General features: G+C 72.8%; 14 protein-coding genes and 1 tRNA gene. 6 read left to right on the top strand and 9 right to left on the bottom strand.

From position 1 onward, the window contains the following. Positions 1–23 precede the first annotated feature (23 nt). Positions 24–100 (top strand) — tRNA-Met (locus MKL09_RS21245). A 72-nt stretch (positions 101–172) separates the two neighbouring features. Here MKL09_RS21245 and MKL09_RS21240 read toward each other — a convergent pair. The 3 genes from MKL09_RS21240 to MKL09_RS21230 all read right to left on the bottom strand — a co-directional run bounded on the left by MKL09_RS21240 (position 173) and on the right by MKL09_RS21230 (position 6,349). After that, a complete protein-coding gene (locus MKL09_RS21240; protein WP_244023429.1) occupies positions 173–2,227 on the bottom strand; it encodes an ATP-binding protein in 2,055 nt (684 codons plus the stop codon). Beyond that, entirely contained in the window at positions 2,224–3,729 is a 1,506-nt protein-coding gene (locus tag MKL09_RS21235; protein WP_244023428.1) for an ATPase domain-containing protein, read from the bottom strand. The genes MKL09_RS21240 and MKL09_RS21235 overlap by 4 nt, the downstream gene beginning before the upstream one ends. 118 nt (positions 3,730–3,847) lie before the next feature. Then, positions 3,848–6,349 carry a PAS domain-containing sensor histidine kinase gene (locus MKL09_RS21230; RefSeq protein WP_244023437.1) on the bottom strand — a complete coding sequence of 834 codons (2,502 nt, stop codon included), beginning with the start codon at positions 6,347–6,349 and terminating at the stop codon, positions 3,848–3,850. 331 nt (positions 6,350–6,680) lie between these two features. Here MKL09_RS21230 and MKL09_RS21225 point away from each other — a divergent pair, with 331 nt between their 5' ends. Continuing rightward, positions 6,681–7,409 (top strand): lysophospholipid acyltransferase family protein, encoded by a 729-nt coding sequence (locus MKL09_RS21225; RefSeq protein ID WP_244023426.1) that lies wholly within the window; start codon positions 6,681–6,683, stop codon positions 7,407–7,409. Here the strand turns inward: MKL09_RS21225 and MKL09_RS21220 are convergent. From MKL09_RS21220 to MKL09_RS21200, 5 genes are all read right to left on the bottom strand, one after another. After that, positions 7,406–8,464, bottom strand: a complete 1,059-nt coding sequence (locus tag MKL09_RS21220) for a glycosyltransferase (RefSeq protein ID WP_244023424.1) — start codon at positions 8,462–8,464, stop codon at positions 7,406–7,408. The two genes, MKL09_RS21225 and MKL09_RS21220, sit on opposite strands and share 4 nt — an antisense overlap. After that, complete coding sequence (locus MKL09_RS21215) at positions 8,461–9,378, bottom strand: glycosyltransferase family 2 protein (protein ID WP_244023422.1); 918 nt, start codon at positions 9,376–9,378, stop codon at positions 8,461–8,463. Before MKL09_RS21215 ends, MKL09_RS21220 begins: the two co-directional genes overlap by 4 nt. Positions 9,379–9,641: 263 nt before the next feature. Beyond that, positions 9,642–10,763: a glycosyltransferase gene (locus tag MKL09_RS21210; RefSeq protein ID WP_244023420.1), complete on the bottom strand. Its 1,122-nt coding sequence runs from the start codon at positions 10,761–10,763 to the stop codon at positions 9,642–9,644. Between the two features lie 8 nt (positions 10,764–10,771). Continuing rightward, a complete protein-coding gene (locus MKL09_RS21205; protein WP_244023418.1) occupies positions 10,772–11,674 on the bottom strand; it encodes a glycosyltransferase family 2 protein in 903 nt (300 codons plus the stop codon). Then, a complete protein-coding gene (locus MKL09_RS21200) occupies positions 11,664–13,718 on the bottom strand; it encodes an HAD-IIB family hydrolase (protein WP_244023416.1) in 2,055 nt (684 codons plus the stop codon). The genes MKL09_RS21205 and MKL09_RS21200 overlap by 11 nt, the downstream gene beginning before the upstream one ends. A gap of 60 nt (positions 13,719–13,778) precedes the next feature. Between MKL09_RS21200 and MKL09_RS21195 the strand changes: the two genes are divergently transcribed. Then, positions 13,779–14,819 carry a glycosyltransferase family 4 protein gene (locus tag MKL09_RS21195; protein WP_244023414.1) on the top strand — a complete coding sequence of 347 codons (1,041 nt, stop codon included), beginning with the start codon at positions 13,779–13,781 and terminating at the stop codon, positions 14,817–14,819. Then, a complete protein-coding gene (locus tag MKL09_RS21190; protein ID WP_244023412.1) occupies positions 14,819–15,997 on the top strand; it encodes a glycosyltransferase family 4 protein in 1,179 nt (392 codons plus the stop codon). Before MKL09_RS21195 ends, MKL09_RS21190 begins: the two co-directional genes overlap by 1 nt. Here MKL09_RS21190 and MKL09_RS21185 read toward each other — a convergent pair. Beyond that, positions 15,985–16,938 (bottom strand): hypothetical protein, encoded by a 954-nt coding sequence (locus tag MKL09_RS21185; RefSeq protein ID WP_244023435.1) that lies wholly within the window; start codon positions 16,936–16,938, stop codon positions 15,985–15,987. The two genes, MKL09_RS21190 and MKL09_RS21185, sit on opposite strands and share 13 nt — an antisense overlap. A 120-nt stretch (positions 16,939–17,058) precedes the next feature. Between MKL09_RS21185 and MKL09_RS21180 the strand changes: the two genes are divergently transcribed. Together MKL09_RS21180 and MKL09_RS21175 are read left to right on the top strand one after the other, a co-directional pair. After that, entirely contained in the window at positions 17,059–17,700 is a 642-nt protein-coding gene (locus MKL09_RS21180) for a hypothetical protein (RefSeq protein ID WP_244023410.1), read from the top strand. Then, entirely contained in the window at positions 17,697–18,341 is a 645-nt protein-coding gene (locus MKL09_RS21175; RefSeq protein ID WP_244023407.1) for a hypothetical protein, read from the top strand. The genes MKL09_RS21180 and MKL09_RS21175 overlap by 4 nt, the downstream gene beginning before the upstream one ends. The last annotated feature ends 28 nt before the right edge of the window (positions 18,342–18,369 follow it).

Genomic DNA, 18,369 nt, shown 5'->3' with positions numbered 1-18,369 from the left:
CCGGACCAGCCGCACAACCTTGGCGCGGGGTGGAGCAGCCCGGTAGCTCGTCAGGCTCATAACCTGAAGGTCACAGGTTCAAATCCTGTCCCCGCAACCAAATCTCTCTCGACGACTCGACCCGTCAAGAACCCGGCCCGCCCGCGCGGACCGGGTTCTTCGTGTTCGGGGCTCAGCGTCCTTCGCCCCCGAGCACGAGGCGCAGGGACCGGGCGAGTTCATCCCGACGATAGGGCTTGTTCAGGACCGGCAATTCGCCGTGGCCGATCACTTGGCCCTCGTCGAGATTGGCGACGTAGCCCGAGGTGAGCAGCACCTTGATCCCCGGGCGCACCCGCTGGGCTTCGACGGCGAGCTGCGAGCCGTTCATCCCGCCCGGCATGACCACGTCCGAGAACAGGATATCGATGCGCTCCACGTCCCGGAGATGCGCCAAGGCTTCCGCGGCGTTGCGGGCGATGATGACCCGGTAGCGCAGCTCCTCCAGGCTCTCCACCGCCATGCCGAGCACCTGCTCGTCATCCTCGACCAGCAGCACGGTCTCGCCCTCGCCGGCGCGGCGCAACGGGATGGTGCGCAGCGCGCCGGCCCCGGTCTCCTCGTCGGCCGGGTCGGTGGAGCGCGGGAAGTAGAGATTCACGGTGGTGCCGGCCCCGACCACGGAGGCGATGTCGACGAAGCCGTTGGCGCTGCGGGCGAAGCCGTAGACCTGGCTGAGCCCGAGCCCGGTGCCCTTGCCGACCTCCTTGGTGGTGAAGAACGGCTCGAACACGCGCTGGAGCTTGTCCGGCGGGATGCCGGCGCCGGTATCGGTCACCGAGACCAGCACGTAGGGGCCGGGGGCCACGCCCTTCTCGGCGACCGCGCCGGTGCCGAGATGGACGTTGCGGCTCGTCACGGCGATCCTCGTGTGGCCGGCGCGGCCCTCCATGGCGTCGCGGGCGTTCACGATCAGGTTCAGAACCGCGGCCTCGAACTGCGCCGGATCGATGCGGATCGGATCGAGCGCGGGGTCGAGGTCGAAGGCAAGCTCCACCGCGCCTCCGGCAGCCCGCTCCGCGAGCGGCCGGAAGTCCAGGAGCAGGCGGTTGGGGTTGAGCGTCTGGGGCCGCAGCATCTGGCGGCGCGAGAAGGCCAGGAGCTGCTGGGTCAGCTGCTCGCCCCGACGGGCCGCGCCCATGGCGGCTTCCGCGAGCCGCTTCACCCGGTCGACCTGCTCCGGGCGCCGGAGCACCATGTCGAGGCCGCCGACGATGACGGTGAGCAGGTTGTTGAAATCGTGGGCGACACCGCCGGTGAGCTGGCCGATCGCCTCCATCTTCTGGGCCTGGCGCAACGCCTCTTCGGTGACGTGCTGGTCGGTGCGGTCCATCAGGATGCCGGCGATCCGGGTCGCCTTGCCGGCGGCGTCGTACTTGACCTGACCCCGCAGGGCGATCCAGCGGATCGCCCCGTCGACCCGGCGGATGCGGCATTCCAGGTCGAGCCGGCCGGTCTCGACCACCAGCGAGAACGCCCGGTCGACGCCCGCGCGATCCTCGTCGACGACATGGGCCAGGAAGGTCTCCCGGCTCCAGAACGATTGCGGCGCGTCGTAGCCGAAGACGGTGTCGAAGCGGAGCGAGCGCCGGGACGCGCCGGTGCCGTAATCGAGGTCCCAGGATCCCATCCCGGCGGCGTCGAGGGCGAAGGCCAGGGTCTCGTGGGCGGTCTCGACCTCCCGGGTCCGCTCGGTCACGCGCCGCTCCAGGCCCTCGTTGGCGAGCCGGAGCTGCTCCCGGTCGCGCTCGCGCTCCAGGAGCCGCTCGCGCGCTTGGTACTGGCGACGGCGCGCCCGCAGCGCGGCGGCGGTGGCGCTGACCAGGGTCTCGGCGTTGATCGGGCGTTCCAGCAGGACCACGTTGCCGAGCCGGGCGAGCAGCTGGGAGGCCCGCGGGGAGCGGTGCCCGAGCTGGCGGGTCGCCAGCACGATGAACGGGAAGTCCGACCAGGCGGGCTGCGCCTCGAGCCACGCGAACAGGGCCGGCGGTCCGGTATCCCCGAGGGCCTCCTCGGTGACCAGCGCGGCGGCGGCACCGGCCCGGAGGGCGTCCATCCAGCCGGCCAGGTCGGCACAGATGGCGGCCGGCGTGCCGGCCCGGGCGAGCACCTGCTCGGCCACCGCGGCGTCGCGGCCGCGCGGCGCCAGGATCAGGACGCGCGTCTCGTCCTGCGCCGACGCGGTCACTGGGCGCCGCCGGCCAGCATCGCCACCGCGCCGCGATAGGACGGCAGCCCGGTGAGCACACCCTCGAAATCGGTCAGGGCCTCGCCGACCTGGATCCCGTGCGCCGACAGCCTCATCTCGCGGATGGTGCGCTCGTGCGCGTTGACCCGGCTCTTCACCACGGACAAGGCCGTGCGGACCTCGCCCCTGGCCTCGAAGAACCGGAACAGAAGGATCGCGTCGCTGAGATAGCTGAGGTCGATATCGGTGCGAACCTCACCGATCACCCCGTGCTGCCCCAGGACCAGCAGCGTCGTGACGCCCTGCTGGTTCAGGTAGCTCAGCATCTCGTGCATCTGCAGGATGAGGAACTCCTCGCCCGGCATCGCGTGCAGATAGGCGTTCAGGCTGTCGATCACGACGAAGTCGGACCCGCGCTCCTCCACGGCCTGCCGGACCATGCTGGAGAACTCACCCGGAGAGAGTTCGGCCGGATCGATCCGCGTGATCGTCAGGCGCCCGGTCTCGAGATGCGGGCCCAGGTCCATGTCCAGGGTCGCGGCGCGCGTGAGCAGGGTCGCGAGGCCCTCGTCGAACAGGTAGTAGGTCGCGGTCTCGCCCCGCTCCAGGGCCGCCAGCATGCAGCGGATGGCCGTCGTCGTCTTGCCGACCCCGGACGGGCCGAGAAGCAGGGTGTTGGTGCCGGGCACCAGCCCGCCGCCGAGCAGAAGGTCGAGTTCGGCCGTGCCGGTCGAGCGCGTCTTCGCCTCGAACGGCGTGTGATGCTCGGCGGCGATCAGGCGCGGGAATACCCGGATGCCCCCGGTCTCCAGGGAAAAATCGTGGTCGCCGCCCCGGTACTTGATGCCGCGCATCTTGACGATCCGCAGCCGGCGCCGCTCGGAGCCGAAATCGCGCAGCATCTGCTCCAGCGAGATCACCCCGTGGGCGATGCTGTGGAGTTGCAGATCGCCGGTCTCCGACGTGCGGTCGTCGAGCATCAGCACGGTGCAGGCCCGCCGGGCGAAGAACTGCTTGAGCGCCAGGATCTGGCGGCGGTAGCGCAGCGGATTCTGGGCGAGCAGGCGCAGCTCCGAGAGCGAGTCGAACACGACCCGCTCGGGCTTGAGCGCCTCGACCCGGGCGATGACCTCCCGGACGGTCTCGCCGAGTTCGATCTCGGACGGGTGGAGGATCGACTGCTCGCTGTCGGGATCGAGCCCCATCTCGTTGACGAGTTCGTAGACTTCGATGCCGTCCAGCGACCAGCCGTGGGTCGCGGCGGACGTGCGGAGTTCCTGGCTCGTCTCGGACAGGGTGACGTAGAGCGTCGACTCGCCCCTGGCCGCGCCTTCGCGCAGGAACTGGAGCGCCAGGGTGGTCTTGCCGGTCCCGGGCGTGCCCTCCAGCAGGTAGAGGCGGCTCGGCGTCAGGCCGCCGCAGAGGATGTCGTCCAGGCCGGGAACGCCGGTCGAGATCCGCGGCGCCGGTCTGGCCGGGAACGCCGTGTCGGTGTCGGTCATCGGCTTGCTCAACGCTCCCCCAAACGCAACGTACGATCCGTGCGGCGCGCACGGTAACAACTGCGCCGTGTCGTGTCAGCGCCGGATCCGGGCCGGCCCACGGGACGGCGCACAGGCCTCAGGCCTCGATCATATCGCGGATGCGCGAGGCCAGGGCTTCGATCACGAACGGCTTGGTGAGCACCTGCATGCCGTCATCCAGGTACCCGTTGCCGACCGCGGCATTCTCCGCATAACCCGTGATGAACAACACCTTGAGACCCGGACGGGTTTCACGGGCGGCATCGGCCACCTGCCGGCCGTTCATGCCGCCCGGCAGGCCGACATCGGTGATCAGCAGGTCGATGCGCGCATCCGATTGCAGGACTTTCAGCCCGGACGGGCCGTCGCCGGCCTCGATGGCGAGGTAACCGAGATCCTCCAGCACCTCCGTCACCAGCATGCGCACGGAGGGCTCGTCGTCGATGACGAGGACGGTCTCGCCCTGCTCGGCCCGCGGCGGCGCGGCCTGATCCGGCATCGCCGCCGCGGCGGCGATGCCGCCATGGAAGCGCGGCAGGTAGAGGCACACGGTCGTGCCTTGTCCGACTTCGGAATAGATCCGCACCTGGCCGCCGGATTGCCGGGCGAAGCCGTAGACCATGGACAGGCCGAGCCCGGTGCCTTGCCCGATGGGCTTGGTGGTGAAGAACGGGTCGAACGCCTTGGCGATCACCTCCGGGGTCATGCCGGTGCCGGTATCGCTCACGCACAGCGACAGGTACTGGCCGTGCGGCAGGTCGCGCTCGCGGGCGGTGCGGTCGTCGAGCCAGCGGTTGGCGGTCTCGATGGTGATGCGGCCGCCGTCGGGCATGGCGTCCCGGGCGTTGATGCACAGGTTCAGGAGCCCGTTCTCGAGCTGGCCCGGATCGACCAGGGCGGGCCAGAGGCCGGCGGAGCCGACCACCTCGATATGGATCGACGGGCCGACGGTCCGGCGGACCAGCTCCTCCATGCCGTGGACCAGGGCGTTCACGTCGGTGGGCTTGGGGTCGAGGGTCTGGCGGCGCGAGAAGGCGAGCAGGCGGTGGGTCAGCGCCGCCGCCCGCTTGGCCGCGCCCTGGGCGGCGGTCATGTAGCGGTCGAGGTCGGTCATCCGGCCCTGGCTCATGCGTGTCTGCAGCAGTTCCAGGCTGCCCGAGATGCCGGTGAGCAGGTTGTTGAAGTCGTGGGCGATGCCGCCGGTCAACTGCCCGACCGCCTCCATCTTCTGCGATTGCCGCAGGGCCTCCTCGACCTTCGCGCGCTGGGCGGCCTCCTCCTCGACGCGTCGCTCCAGGGTGGCGTTAAACGCCTCCAGGGCGGCCTTGGCGCGCAGGTCCTCCTCGATGTTGCGGGCCTCGATGACCGTCCCGATCGGCTCGCCGCGCTCGTTCCGGATCGGGCTCGCGGTGAAGCCGACGGCATAGAACGAGCCGTCCTTGTGGACGAAGACCTCCTCGCCCTGCTCGCGCTCGTTCTCCGGGAAGGCCTGGTCGATCGGGCATTCGCACAGCGGGTAGGGCGATCCATCCGGCCTTGTGTGATGCACCACGTCGTGCAGGGCGCGGCCCTCGGTCTCCTCCAGGGCGTAGCCGGTGAGCGTCTCGGCGGCACGGTTCATGTAGCTGCAATGCTGGCGGTCATCCATCAGGAAGATCGCCTGCGAGGTGTTGTTGAGGATGGCGTCGAGCCGGCGCGTGGTCTCGACCAGGCGCTCCTCGGCGGCCTTGCGGTCGTGGATATCGGTGACCGAGCCGATATAGCCGTGAAAGCCGCCATCCGCCCCGAGGCGGGGCTGGGCCGCGTCGATGAACCAGCGATAGCGGCCGTCGGCGCCGCGCAGGCGGTACTCGATCCGGAATTCGCCATGCCTGGCATTGGCGGCCAGGAACGCCTGGCCCGAGGCATCCCGGTCGTCCGGGTGGACCGCGTCGAGCCAGCCGAGGCCGAGACTCTCCGCTTCGGTCTGGCCGGTATAGTCGTACCAGCGGCGGTTGAGGTAGGTGCAGGCCCCGTCGGCCCCGGACACCCACATCATGACCGGGGCGTGGTCGGCCATATTGAGGAACCGCGCCTCGCTCTCGCGCAGAGCCGTCTCGGCCCGCATCCGGGCGGTCGTCTCCGTGCAGGTGCAGAACAGGCCGGCCACCGCGCCGGCCTCGTCCCGGAGCGGCGCGTAGGAGAAGGTGAACCAGGTCTCCTCGTCGTAGCCGTGGCGGTTCATGATCAGGGGCAGGTTCTCGACCCAGGTCGCCTCGCCGGCCATCGCCGCTTCGACGAAGGGCTCGATCTCGGGCCAGATCTCCGCCCAGATGTCGGGGAAGCGCGCGCCCATCGCGGCCGGGTGCTTGCTGCCGAGGACGTCCCGGTAGGCGTCGTTGTAGAGGAAGCCGAGGTCCGGGCCCGCGGCCACGAACATCGGGAAGCCGGATCCCTGCATCAGGCTGACGGCGGCACACAGCCACTGGGGCCAGTCCTGCGGCGGCCCGAGGGTCGAGGACGACCAGTCGAACGCGCGCATGACGGCACCGGTCGCGCCGCCGGCCGCGATGGCAGCCGGCCCGTCCCGGACAGCGCTGCTTTCATCCGCGTGCCCCATCACCCTCGCCAACCCGGTCTCCTTCGCTCGCGTCCACGCCCGTCTCAACCGTGCGACAACGCCGCTGGGCGGCGGCCGTTCTCCGGGTTCGGCACGGTCGGTTGCCGAGGGCGGCCCTTGTGGTCCCTCCGGATGGGGACGCCAAGTCCCCGTCCGGCCTCCGGATACGGATCGGCGGACTTGCGTGCGCGTTAGGGGAGAAATACTGCCCGATACGGCGTCCGCGTTGGCGCCTCCGGCTTTCGAGCCGGCCTGAATTGCCGTGCGCCCCGTTCCGCGAGGCGCTATGCCCCTGAACCGCCCCGCCCCGGGCCCTAGGTGAGGCCCGATCTTGGCGCACGCCCGCTCCCTCCTGTTCGTCGTCTACTGGACCGCCTGGACGGCCCTGTTCGTCGCGCCGCTGGTCGTCCTGGCCCTGGCCGGGGCTCCGGCGCGGCCGGTCCGCTCGGCGGCGCGGTTGTGGGCGCGCGGGGTCCTGGCGGGACTGCACCGGATCGTCGGGCTGCGCTACGTCGAGGAGGGGCGCGAGCATCTCCCGGCCGAGCCCTGCCTGCTCGTGGCCAACCACCAATCCACCTGGGAGACCCTGGCCTTCCTGGTGCTGGTGCCCGACGTCGCCATCGTGGCCAAGCGCGAATTGCTGGCGATCCCGGTGGTCGGGTGGTTCCTGCGGCGCTCGCCGATGATCGTGATCGACCGCGCCAACGGCACCCAGGCCCTGCGGGCGATCATCGAGGGCAGCCAGGCGGCCGTCGCGGAGGGCCGCTCGGTGCTGATCTTCCCGGAGGGCACACGGGGCCGGGCCGGCGATCCGCTGCAGTTCAAGCGCGGCGTCGAGCTGCTCTACGGCCGGCTGCGCCTGCCGGTGGTGCCGGTGGCGTTGAATTCGGGCCTGTTCTGGCCCCGGGGCGCGGCCACCCGGGCCGGCACCATCGTGGTGAGCTACCTCGCCGCCCTCGCCCCCGGCCTGCCGGCGGCGGAGTTCCTCCGCTGCACCGAAGGCGCGATCGACCGGGAGCTTGACCGCTGGCGCCCGGCCGAGGCGCAGGGGCGGCGCTAGCCCCCGGCCCGGGCCTGCCCGTACAGCGCTTCGCAGCGTTCGAGCCAGAGGTCGCGGCGGAACAGGCGCCGGACCCGGGCGGGCGGGACCGTGCGCGGGATGGCGAGCGCCACGCCGATCGCCCTGGCCAGATCGGCATCATCCCCTTCCGGGACGAGGCATCCGGCCTCGCCGACCACCTCCGGCGCGGCGCCGTTGGCGAGGCCGGCGATGGGCAGGCCGCAGGCCATCGCCTCGATCGCCACCAACCCGAACGGCTCGTCCCAGCACGGGGTGAACAGGAACACCGAGGCGCGGCCGATCGCGGCGGCGAGCGCCGGGCCGTCGCGATGGCCGCCGTAGCGGATCGGGCCGCCGAGCTCCGGCGCGATCCGCTCCGCCCAGTAATCCGGCTCCTCGATCGGGCCGTACAGGGTCAGCGGGATGCCGGCACGTTTCGCCGCCGCGATCGCGCAATGCGCGCCCTTGATCGCCGCCAGCCGCCCGCACCAGGCGGCGCTGCCGTCGCCCCGGTCCATGAACGGCCAGGCGGCGGGGTCGATTCCGTTGTGGAGCACCGACACCTCCGGCGGCGCGCCCGCCGGCCACCAGGCCTGCAGCTGGGCCTGCGAGGTCACGGTGATCCGGTGCCCGGGGGCGGGGCTGGCGTGCACGAAGCCGCGCAGGGCGTCGTAGGGCGGCACGTGCAGGGAGGTGACGGTCGGCACCATCGCGGTCCGCCGGCGCTCCAGGGGCAGCCGGCTCAGGCTGTTGTTGTGCACCACGTCGAACCTGCCCGCCGCGATCCAGTCGCAGGCGGCCGCGTAGCCGTCATCGACATAGGCCCGCAGCCCGGGATCACCGCGATGCTCGAGGCCCGGGAAGCGGCGTTCGTGATGCTCCGGCACCACGGCGTCGATCGTGAAGCGCGGGTCGCTGTCGCCCGAGGCGAACAGCACGACGTCGTGGCCGCGGGCCACGAGCCCTTCGGCGAGGTACCAGCTATGGGCCTCCATGCCCCCCGTGAAGGGCGGCGCGACCGGGTGGCGGATATGGGCGAGGAGCGCGATCCTCACGCGGTCGCCGCCGTGCCGACCCGGGATTCCAGATATCGGATGACGGAGGCGGAGTTGGTGTAGGGCTGGTGGCTCTGCTGCCCGGTCAGCGCGAGGTCGTCGGCGTCGGGCCGCCGCAGGATCCGGATCGGCCGGCCGGGCGTGTCGTCGATCAGGCCCATGACCCGGAACGCGTAGAGCCAGTGGCCCATGGTCCGGTAGCCCCACTTGGCCTCGAACAGCTCGGCGTTGCGCACGACGCTGTCGAGGTGGTGGATCGGCGGCATGTGGTGCGGGTGGTACTGGTGATAGGCCAGCGCGCCCTTGATCCAGGCGATCGGGGTGCCGCTCTGGTCGAGGATCTTGCCGAAATCGGTGTCCTCGCCGCCATAGCCGGTATAGCGCTCGTCGAAGCCGCCCAGCGCCCGGAAAGTGGCGCGCCGGATCGCGAAGTTGAGCGACCAGAAGCAGCGGTAATCGGTGCACAATTCAATGCCGGAGGCCGGCGGGCCGCGGCGGTCGGAATGCCGCTCCGCGCTCGCCGCAAGGTCGGCGTAGCGCCAGGCGCCCGCGGTGGCGCGCTCGGGCAGGTGCAGCACCTCGCCCATCAGCAAGCCGTCGAGCTCGGCGAGCCCGCGCGCATAATCGGCCACGAGGTCGGGGGCCGGGATGCAATCGACGTCCAGGAAGACGATGCCCTCGCCGGTGGCCGCGTCCACGCCGCGGTTGCGGGCGGCCGCGAGCGGCAGCTCGCGGCCCGGAACCCGGATCTGGCGGACCGGAAACGCCGTCTCGGGCAGGTCGTAGGGCTCGTCCTGCATGAATGCGACGATGAACTCGGCGGGGGCCTGCGTCTGGCGCTCCAGGCCGCGCAGCACGTTGCGCAGATGCGCCGGGCGGCCCTTGGCCAGGGTCACGACGGAAACGGTGGACATGCGACGGTCGGGCTCCGGCTGGTTGGGGGACGGGGGCGATACGGGGTTTCGTTTTCGATCGGGCTTTGCCGTCTCCCGGCAAGGGCAGGCAAGTCTATGAAACACAACGCGTTTCCCCTCCCCCTTGCGGCGAGGGGCAGGGGCAGGGGTGGGGGTGGTGCAGAACGCACCGTGACGCCCCATCCTGAACCACCCCCACCTCCAGCTCCTCCCCGCAAGGGGGAGGAGAGCGCGTTGCGCAGGCCGTAGGGGCAGGGGGCCGGTCAGGGAGGCGCGACAGGCTCCTCGGCGCCTCGCCAGAGTTCGTCGGTGAGCCCTTCGAGCCAGCCGGCGGCGCGGGCGGCGGCGTCCGGGGCGTAGAGCCCGCGCAGCTCGGAGCCGTCCAGGGCGCGGGCGCGGGCCAGGAGGTCGCGCCAACCCTGGAGGTCGCCCGGCCAGGCCGGGGCCTGGACGGCGGCTCCGAGGCGGACCAGGGCCTCGGCCTTGCGGGTCTGCTCGGCGAAGTAGCGCCATTCCGGCATCACGATCAGGCGGCCGCCGACCCGGGCGACCTCGTGGACCGTGTTGTCGCCCGCCGAGGCGATCACGAGGTTAGCGGCCGCGAGGTAATCGGTGACGGAGGGCACCCAGCCCAGCTCGCGCAGGTTGGCGAAATCGGTCTCGTGCCCCTCCCGGTGGGTCGGCCCGAGGGTCAGCCACAGGGCGTCGGGCTCGGCGCGCGCCGCCACGGTGAGCGGCGCGTAGGGGGTGCCGCTGCCGCCGCCACCGGTCACCGCCACGACGATCTCGCGCTGCGGGTCGAGGCCGAGCTTCGCGCGCGCCTCGGCCCGGTCGAGGACGCGGTCGAGGCTAGTGCACAGGCCGCCGCTGTAGAAGGTCTTGGCGCGCAGGGAAGCCGGGTAATCGGCCTGCTCCAGCCGGGCATCGAACGGCGCCAGCATCCCGACGCAGGCCTCGTAGGCGCCGACATGGCCGATATCGGAGCGGTCGCCGTGCATGCGGATCTGCACCGCCGGCACGCTGGCGATCCGGGCGAGCAGCGCGATCTCGGCCGAGACGTCGACCACGAACAGGCCGACCTCGCGAGTGTCGAGATGGTCGAGGATGGCCCGCATGGTCCGGCGCATCGGGGCGAGGCCGAGGGGCACGCAATGCATCACCTGCGGGGTCGGCTCGGCGTAGAGGCGCGGGGTCGGCACGGCGGCGCCGATCATGTCGGGCAGGGTCACGATCTCGATGTCGCGGGCGAAGCCGTCGAACAGCTGCGGGCCGGCGGTCAGCACCGAGACCGGGCGGTCGCGGGCGAATTCGGCGGCGACCGCCATGGTGCGGTTGGCGTGGCCCCGGCCCTGGTGGTGGACGAAGAACGCGATCGGCTTCTTCATGGTCTGCGTCACGAGAACAGGGCGCCGGGCCGAAGCGCCGCGGCGATCTCCGGGGCGGTCGGCGGGCGGATCACGCGGATCGCCGGGGCGTCGTCGGTCCAGTCGATCAGCCCGGCGGCGCGGAACTGGCCGAGCCAGTAGGTCATGCACCAGCGCCCGTGGCGGGCGCGAAAGCGGGCGGCGTTGGCCAGGATCGCCGCGAAATGCTGCAGCGGCGGGACGTGGACCGGGTGGTGCTGGTGGTAGGCCCGGGCGCCCGCGACCCAGTCGGTCGGCAGGCCGGTGGCGGCGAGACGGGCGGCGAAGTCGGTCTCCTCGCCGCCGTAGCCGCAAAAACCCTCGTCCATGCCGCCGACCGAGCGCCAGGCCCGGGCGGCCAGGGCGAAGGACAGCCCCCAGAGCTGGCCCGGATCGGGCTCCCGGCGCAGGCCCGTCTCCGGCACCGGCGGTCGGGCCGGGTGCGGGCGGCCGAGGCGGTCGAGGGCCGCATCGTCGAGGTCGGAGGCGTCCAGAGCCGGGCCGGCCTCCGGCGGCAGGTACAGGACCTCGCCGAGGAGCAGGCCCTCCGCGCCGGTGGCGGCCGCCGCGTAGGCGCCGACCAGGCCGGAGGCCGGGATGCAATCCACGTCGAGGAAGACCAGCAGGTCGCCGCGGGCCGCCTCGGCGGCGCGGTTGCGCGCGGCGGCCAGCGGCATCGGCTCGCCCGGGACGTGGAGGTGGCGCACCGGACAGCCCGGATCGGGCAGGCCGGAGGCCGGCTCGGGCTGCATCCAGGCGATCACCAGCTCGCGCGGGCGCACGCTCTGCCGGGCGAGGCCGCGCATCAGGTTGCGCAGGCATCCGGCCCGGCCGCGCACCAGGGTGAGCACGCTGGTCGAGGGCGCCGGAGGGGGCCGACTATCAGGAGGCATGGGCCAGCATCCGGCGGAAATGCGCCACGCCCTCGATGATGCCGCGGGCATGCGAGGCCCGGGCGACGTAGGAGTGCTGCAGCGCCGCGTTGCTGGCGAGGTCGTCGGAATAGTTCGCCACGATGATCGCCTGCACCCGGACGCGCAGCATCTCGACGTCGTTGCCGGAATCCCCGGCCACGAACACCGCCCGCTCCGGCAGGCCGTAGAGGGCGCGGACATGGTCCACCGCCGTGCCCTTCGAGGCCTCGGCCGGCAGGACGTCGAGGTAGCGGTCGTGGCTGTGGATCACCCGGGCGCCGAGGCCGGCCTCGGCGAGATGCGCCCCGACCCGGCGGGCGGCGGCGGCACCGCCGAAATAGCTCAGCTTGTACGGGCGCTGCTCCAGGGGGCCCTGGGGCAGGAGGCCGTCGATGCCGGAGAGCGCCGCGCGCACCGCCTCCCGGTCCCAGCCCGCCGCGATGGCCGCGCGCCAGGTGGCATCGGCCGTGTAGGTCACGCCGTTGGCGTCGAGATGGTAGATCTCGGAGCCGACCGAGGTGATCATCACCTGCGGTCGCGGGCTCATCTGCTGCTCCAGGATGGCCATGGCGCTGTGGAACGAGCGGCCGGTGGCGACCCCGAAGGCCAGGCCCGCCTGCTGGCTGCGCCAGCGCCGGAAGATGCCGAGCGCCGCCTCGCAGCCGACCAGGGTGTTGTCGATATCGCAGACCAGGAGCTGCCAGGGCGTGCGCAGGGGCGGCTCCGGGGCGAGCAGCGCCCGCAGCAGGGCGTGGTAGCGCGCGGCGTGCCGGTCCCAGTCGTAGGCCGCCGCGGCCCGGGCCCCGCCCGCGACGTAGCGGGCGCGCAGCGCCGGATCGGCCAGGATGCGCAGGCAGGCCCGCGCGATCGCCTCCGGGTCGCGGGGATCGATCAAGAGCCCGTTGCCGCAGGTCTCGACGATGTCGTTGGGGCCGCCGCTGTCGGTGGCGACCAGCGGCAGGCCGGCCGCCGAGGCCTCCAGCAGGGTCAGGCCGAAGGGCTCGTTGAGCGCCGGATTGACGAAGAGGCCGCCGCGCTCCCGCGCATAGGCGTAGATCGCCGGCACGTCGTCGGGCCGGTGCGTCTTCGGGTAGGCCACGCGGCCGTAGAGGTCGTAGCGGTCGATCAGCACCAGGAGGTCGCGCATCGTCGCGGCCATGTCGCCGTCGAGGGCGTCGATATCGCCGCGGGTTCCGGCCACGATCACCAGGTTGGCCCGGGCCTGGAGCTCCGGGCTCTCGCCGTAGGCCTGGACCAGGGCCGCGAGGTTCTTGCGCGCCACCGGCCGGGCCATCGCCAGCAGCGGCGGCTTGGCAGGATCGTCCAGGAAGCGGTCGATCAGGGCGTCGACCCGGGGCTGGGGGCGGGCGGCGGCGAAGCGCGCGAGGTCGCTGCCCGGCGGCACGACCCGGACGCGGCCGGGATTGTAGGATTCGTAGCCGGCATACTGGACCTCGGCCTCGTCCCGGGAGGAGGCGATGACCAGGGTGGCCTGGGCGAGCGCCGCCTCCTCGGTGGCGATCCGGCGGGCGAGGTCGGGGGCGCCGGCGGCATCCCCGCCGAGCATCGCGGCCTTGACCCGCCCGAGGGAGTGGGCGGTGAACACGAACGGGATCCCGAGCCGCGCCTCGACGATCGCCGCCACCGCGGCGGCGTCGGCGTAGTGGGCGTGGATCAGGTCGGGCGCACGCGCCTGCGCGGCGATCCAGGCGACGAGGTTCTGGGCGAAGCTCGCGACCTCTTCGTGCATCGCCTCCTTGGACAGGTAGCCCGGCGCCGCGCTCGGGAGCCGCACCAGCCTGATCTTGTCGGCGATGCGCTCTTCGGGCACGGCGTAGTCCGGGCCGGGCGGCCCGTCGAACAGGCGCGTCGCCACCACGATCTCGGCGACGTCGGAATCCTGGGCCGAGGCGGCGACGAGATCCAGCAGATAGCGGATGTGGCCGCCGGTATCGGCGGTGAGGCCGTAGACGACATCGCGACCGCGCAGGCAGCCCTGCAGGGCGACGTGCAGGACGAACATCAGGTGTTTGCTGAAGCTGTCAGCCGCCCTTGAAAACTTAACGTATGTGAAGAGGGCGTCGTGATCCGTGTTGCCCAGGTCGCACCGAACATTTTTCCCGTTCCCCCAAACCATCACGGCGGCACCGAGCGGGTTGTGCATGACCTCAGCACGGCGCTACGAAGCTTGGGCGTGGAAGTAACACTGTTCGCACCCTCGGACAGTGCGACAGACTTGCCGCGCGTCGGCGATTACCCGAGTCTCGCGGCTCTCGAGCAGCGCCACGGGCGCGTCGCGGCCGGGGTCCCGGCGGCCCTGGATGCCCTGCAGCTGGAGGCGTTGCGGCTGCGGCTCGATGACTTCGACATCGTGCATGGCCACGGCGAGTTCGCGCATGCGGCGCTGCTCGGTGCGGCCCGGCGGCGCAGCCTGACCACGGTGCATTGGCGGGTGGACGAGCTCGACCGGGCGCTGTTCTTCTCCGGCTTCCCCGACCTGCCGGTGGCGGCGATCTCGGCGGCGCAGGAAGCCGGCATCCCGGCCTCCAACCGGGCCGGCATCGTGCATCACGGCATTGCCCGGGACCGCTACGCCTTCCGGGCCGAGCCGGAGGCGCATCTCGCCTTCGTCGGGCGCATGACCGACCAGAAGCGCCCGGACACCGCGATCCGCGTCGCCCGGGCGGCCGGGATGCCGATCCGGCTGGGCGGCACGATCGATGTCGGCAACCCGGACTATTTCGACCGGCAGGTGCGTCCGCTGCTCGGGCCCGACGCCACCTATCTCGGGCCGGTCGACGACAGCCAGAAGGGGGCGCTCCTGGGCAGCGCCCGGGCGCTGCTGTTCCCGATCGACTGGCCCGAGCCGTTCGGCCTCGTGATGATCGAGGCGATGGCCTGCGGCACGCCGGTGGTCGCCTGGAACCGCGGCTCCGTGCCGGAGATCGTCGAGGACGGGGTGACCGGGTTCATCGTCGAATCCGAGGCGCAGGCGACGGCGGCGCTGCGCAGGATCGGCACGCTGGACCGGGCGATCATTCGAAAGAACTTCGAAGCGCGTTTCACCGCCGAGCGCATGGCGCGCGACTACCTCGCCCTCTACCGCCGCCTGCTCGCGGCCTGATGCGCACCGCCCTCGTCGCCTGGGATTACCCGCCGTCACCCAGCGGCCTCTCCACGGCGGCCCGTGAGATCGCCGAGAGCCTCGCCGGCGCCGGCGCCGACGTGACGGTGTTCGCCCTCGACCGGACCGGCCGGGAGCGGGTCGGCGGCGTCACCGTCGTTGGCCTCGGCCTGCCGCCGGACGGCCCGCTGGCGCGGCTGCGCCGCTGGGGCGCGGTCGGCCATCTCGCGGCGCCGCTGGCCGTCCGGAGGGCGGTGCTGGCCGAGCATGCGGGTGCGCCGTTCGACGTGGTCGAGGCGACGAACTGGTACGCCCCGGCTTGCCTGCTCACAGGCCGCCGGGACCCGCCCCTGGTGACCCGCAGCTCGACGCCGGCCGCCTTCACCCGCGACGGGCATCCCAACCTGCGCGACCGCCTCGACGGTGCCGCCGCCGATCGCCTGGAACGCCGGCAGGCCCGGGGCAGCGCCGGGCTGATCGCCAACACGCAGGCGCATGCCGGGGTGATCGCCCGGGCCTACGGGCTGTCGGGTCGCCGGCCGGAGGCGGTGATCGGCCTCAGCCTGCCGCCGGAGATCGCCGCCGCGGCCCGGGAGGCCCCTTATCCGGACGGGGCGGGGCCGGTGCGCCTGCTGTTCGTCGGCCGGGCCGAGGCGCGCAAGGGTTTTGACGCCCTGCTCGGCGCAGTGGCGATCCTGGCCGACGCGCAGGCGCGCGGCGAGCTGCCGCCCTTCACCCTCGATCTCGTTGGTGTGCCCCAGGCCGACCTGCCGGCGGACCTGTCCGAGGCCGCCCGGAGCCGCATCCGGGCCCGCGGCCGGATCGATGCGCGGGGCCTGGCCGAGGCCTATACGGGCGCGCATGTCGTGCTGGCGCCCTCGCGCTACGAGAGCTTCGGCCTCGTCTACCAGGAGGCCCTGGCCTATGGCCGGCCCGTGGTGGCCTGCGCCGAGGATGCCAGTGCCCGAGCCTTCGTGGGCGTCCCGGGGGCGGGGCCGCTGGCGCCGGCGGCCACCGGCCCGGCCCTGGCCGAGGCCCTGCGCCCGCTCCTGCGCGACCCCGCCCTGCGCTCGGCCTACCGGGCCCGGGCCCTGGAGGCGGCCGGCCGGTTCGACCGGGCGAGCCTGGCGCGCGAGACCCTCGACCTCTACCGCCGGGCGATCGCTCAGGCGCGGTAGGGCCGCAGCAGCGCGTCCCGCTCCTCGGGCCGCCCGCGCCCCGGATCCAGCGCCTCGTAGCGCTGCGAGCGCGCCCGGACATGGGCGCCGGTGAGCGCGTGGTCGATCGCCCCGTGAAGCGCGATGAAGCTCTGCTTCCAGCCCCCGGGCAGCGCCGGCCGCTCGTGCACCCGGCCGGCATAGCGGACGGTCGTGCGGTTCAGCCGGTATTGCACGTCCGGGTAGACATCCGACAGGATTCCGTCGACGTGGTTGCACCGGGGGAGCCCGACCGAGACGACGTCGCCGGCCTCGGCGAGCACCGCGAGGGCGGGGAGGCGCGCGCCGGTCGCGGGATCGAGGGCCTCGTCGGCGTCGAGCTGCAGCATCCAGGGCGCCCGGGCGAGGTCCTGAAGGGCGTTGCGCTGGGCGGCGAAGTCGCCGGCCAGCGGCCGGGCCGCCACCCGCACGGTGCCGGGGGCGAAGCCCGGAACCGCCACGGCCCGGGCCGGGGAAGCCGGCGCGTCGAGCAGGATCACGACATCCGCGGTCCAGGCCGCCTGCGCCGGCAAGGTTGCCAGCACGGATTCCCGCTCGGCCGGGCGGCAGATCACACCGAGCGCGACCGGGCGCCGCTCGGCGCCGTCGAGATCGTACAGCACGCCCTGCGCGGCGCGTGCGCTGTGGGGCTGCAGCAGGGCGGCGCGGTCCACCGGGCCGAGCGGGCGGACACCGCGGCCGAGCCGGGTCGCGGCGCTGCGCAGGGTGTAGAGGTCGAGGCCGTAGCCCGCCTCCGGGTCGGTGACGAAGACCGGCGCGGCGAGGCGCTGGGCGAGATCCCGCCAGCATCGCTCCGGATCCGCATCCGGCTCCATCAGCACGCCGCAGGAGCCGCAGGCGAGTGGGAACAGGCGTTGGCGCCCGCCCGGAAAGTCCAGGCTCCGCGTGCTCGGCGCCAGCATGGCGGCGGCGCAGACGAAGCAGCGGCGCGGACCGGTCACAGCCCGTTCCGGTTTGTCGCGGCGCCCTGGTGGCGCGGAGCCGGCGCCATACCTCGGCTGTTCCTCACGCCCCCGCCGCCCATGTCCATCGCCATCGATCCCCTCCGCGCGGCGTGCGCAGATCCGCGCGCGTCCCTCGCCATCGTCGGCAACGCGCCCGGGATCGGCCCGGCGGCGCGCGCCATCGACGCGGCCGCCCAGGTCGTGCGCTTCAACAACGCCCCCGGCTTCGGCGGGCGCACCGGCTCGCGGGTGACGCATCTCGCCCTGGTCAATCGCGGCGGCCAGATGCGCGAATGGCTGGCCGACCCAGGGTTCCTGGACCGTCCGGTGGTCCGGCAGGCCGAGGCGTTCATCCTGCCGTTCCCGATGCTGCCCGCGGAGGCGAACGAACCCGAGCCGATCTGCTGGACCCGGGAGGCTCTGGCGCTGCTGCGCCCCCTCGGCAAGCCGGTCCATCTCCTGCCGGAGGCCCTGCACGATGAGGCGCGGCGTCGCCTCGCAGCCGAGACGCAGGAATGCCCGAACCCGAGCACCGGCTTCCTGGTGAGCCTCGCGCTGCTGCGCGACCGCCCGACGAAGGCCGGCCCGGCCGACATCCACGGCTTCGGCTTCGCCGGCTGGCCCGGCCATCCCTGGGCGGCCGAGCGGGCCTGGTTCGCCGAGGCCGAGGCGGCCGGGCGCCTGCGCCTGCACCCGCCCGACGCGACGGACGCGCCATGACCACGCTGATCACCGTCCTGAAGAGCGGCGGCCGCTACGACGCGACCTGGGTCGAGCGCCTGGCCCGGGGCGTGCACCGCCACGCGCCGGCCTTCGACCGGATCCTCTGCCTGACCGACCTGCCGCTGGCGGTGTCCGGCGTCGAGCGGGTGCCGCTGATGCACGACTGGCCGGCCTGGTGGGCCAAGATGGAGGCGTTCCGCCCCGGCCTCGCGGAGGGCACGACCCTGCTGTGCGACCTCGACACCGTCTTCACCGGCCCGGCCGACGCCCTGGCCGAGCCCGGCCTCGCCGCCATGGAGGATTTCTTTCATCGCGGACGGGTCTCCAGCGCCCTGCTGCGCTGGCATGGGGACGAACTCGCCGGGCTCTACGCCACCTTCGCGGCCGAGCCCGCGCGCTGGATGGCGGCCGGCGCCTGCGGCCCCGTGCCGAACGCCGTGCACGGCGATCAGGTCGTGATCGACCATCTGCTCCGCCGGGACGGCCCGTCTCCGGATTTCATCCAGCGGATCCATCCGGGCTTGCTGGACTTCTACGATCCCCGGCGCGCGGAACACGGCCCGGTGGTGATCTTCATCGGCGCCGCGAAGCCGGATACGGCCGCCGGGCCGGTTCATGCGGCCTGGGCCGGGGCGTAGCGGACTCTTCGGCGCGTGCAGCCGGTCG

The sequence above is a fragment of the Methylobacterium sp. J-048 genome (genome assembly GCF_022829515.1).
GTDB lineage: Bacteria > Pseudomonadota > Alphaproteobacteria > Rhizobiales > Beijerinckiaceae > Methylobacterium.
The sequence above is the reverse complement of the archived record's forward strand: the minus strand, read 5'-3'. Positions and strand labels throughout refer to the sequence as shown.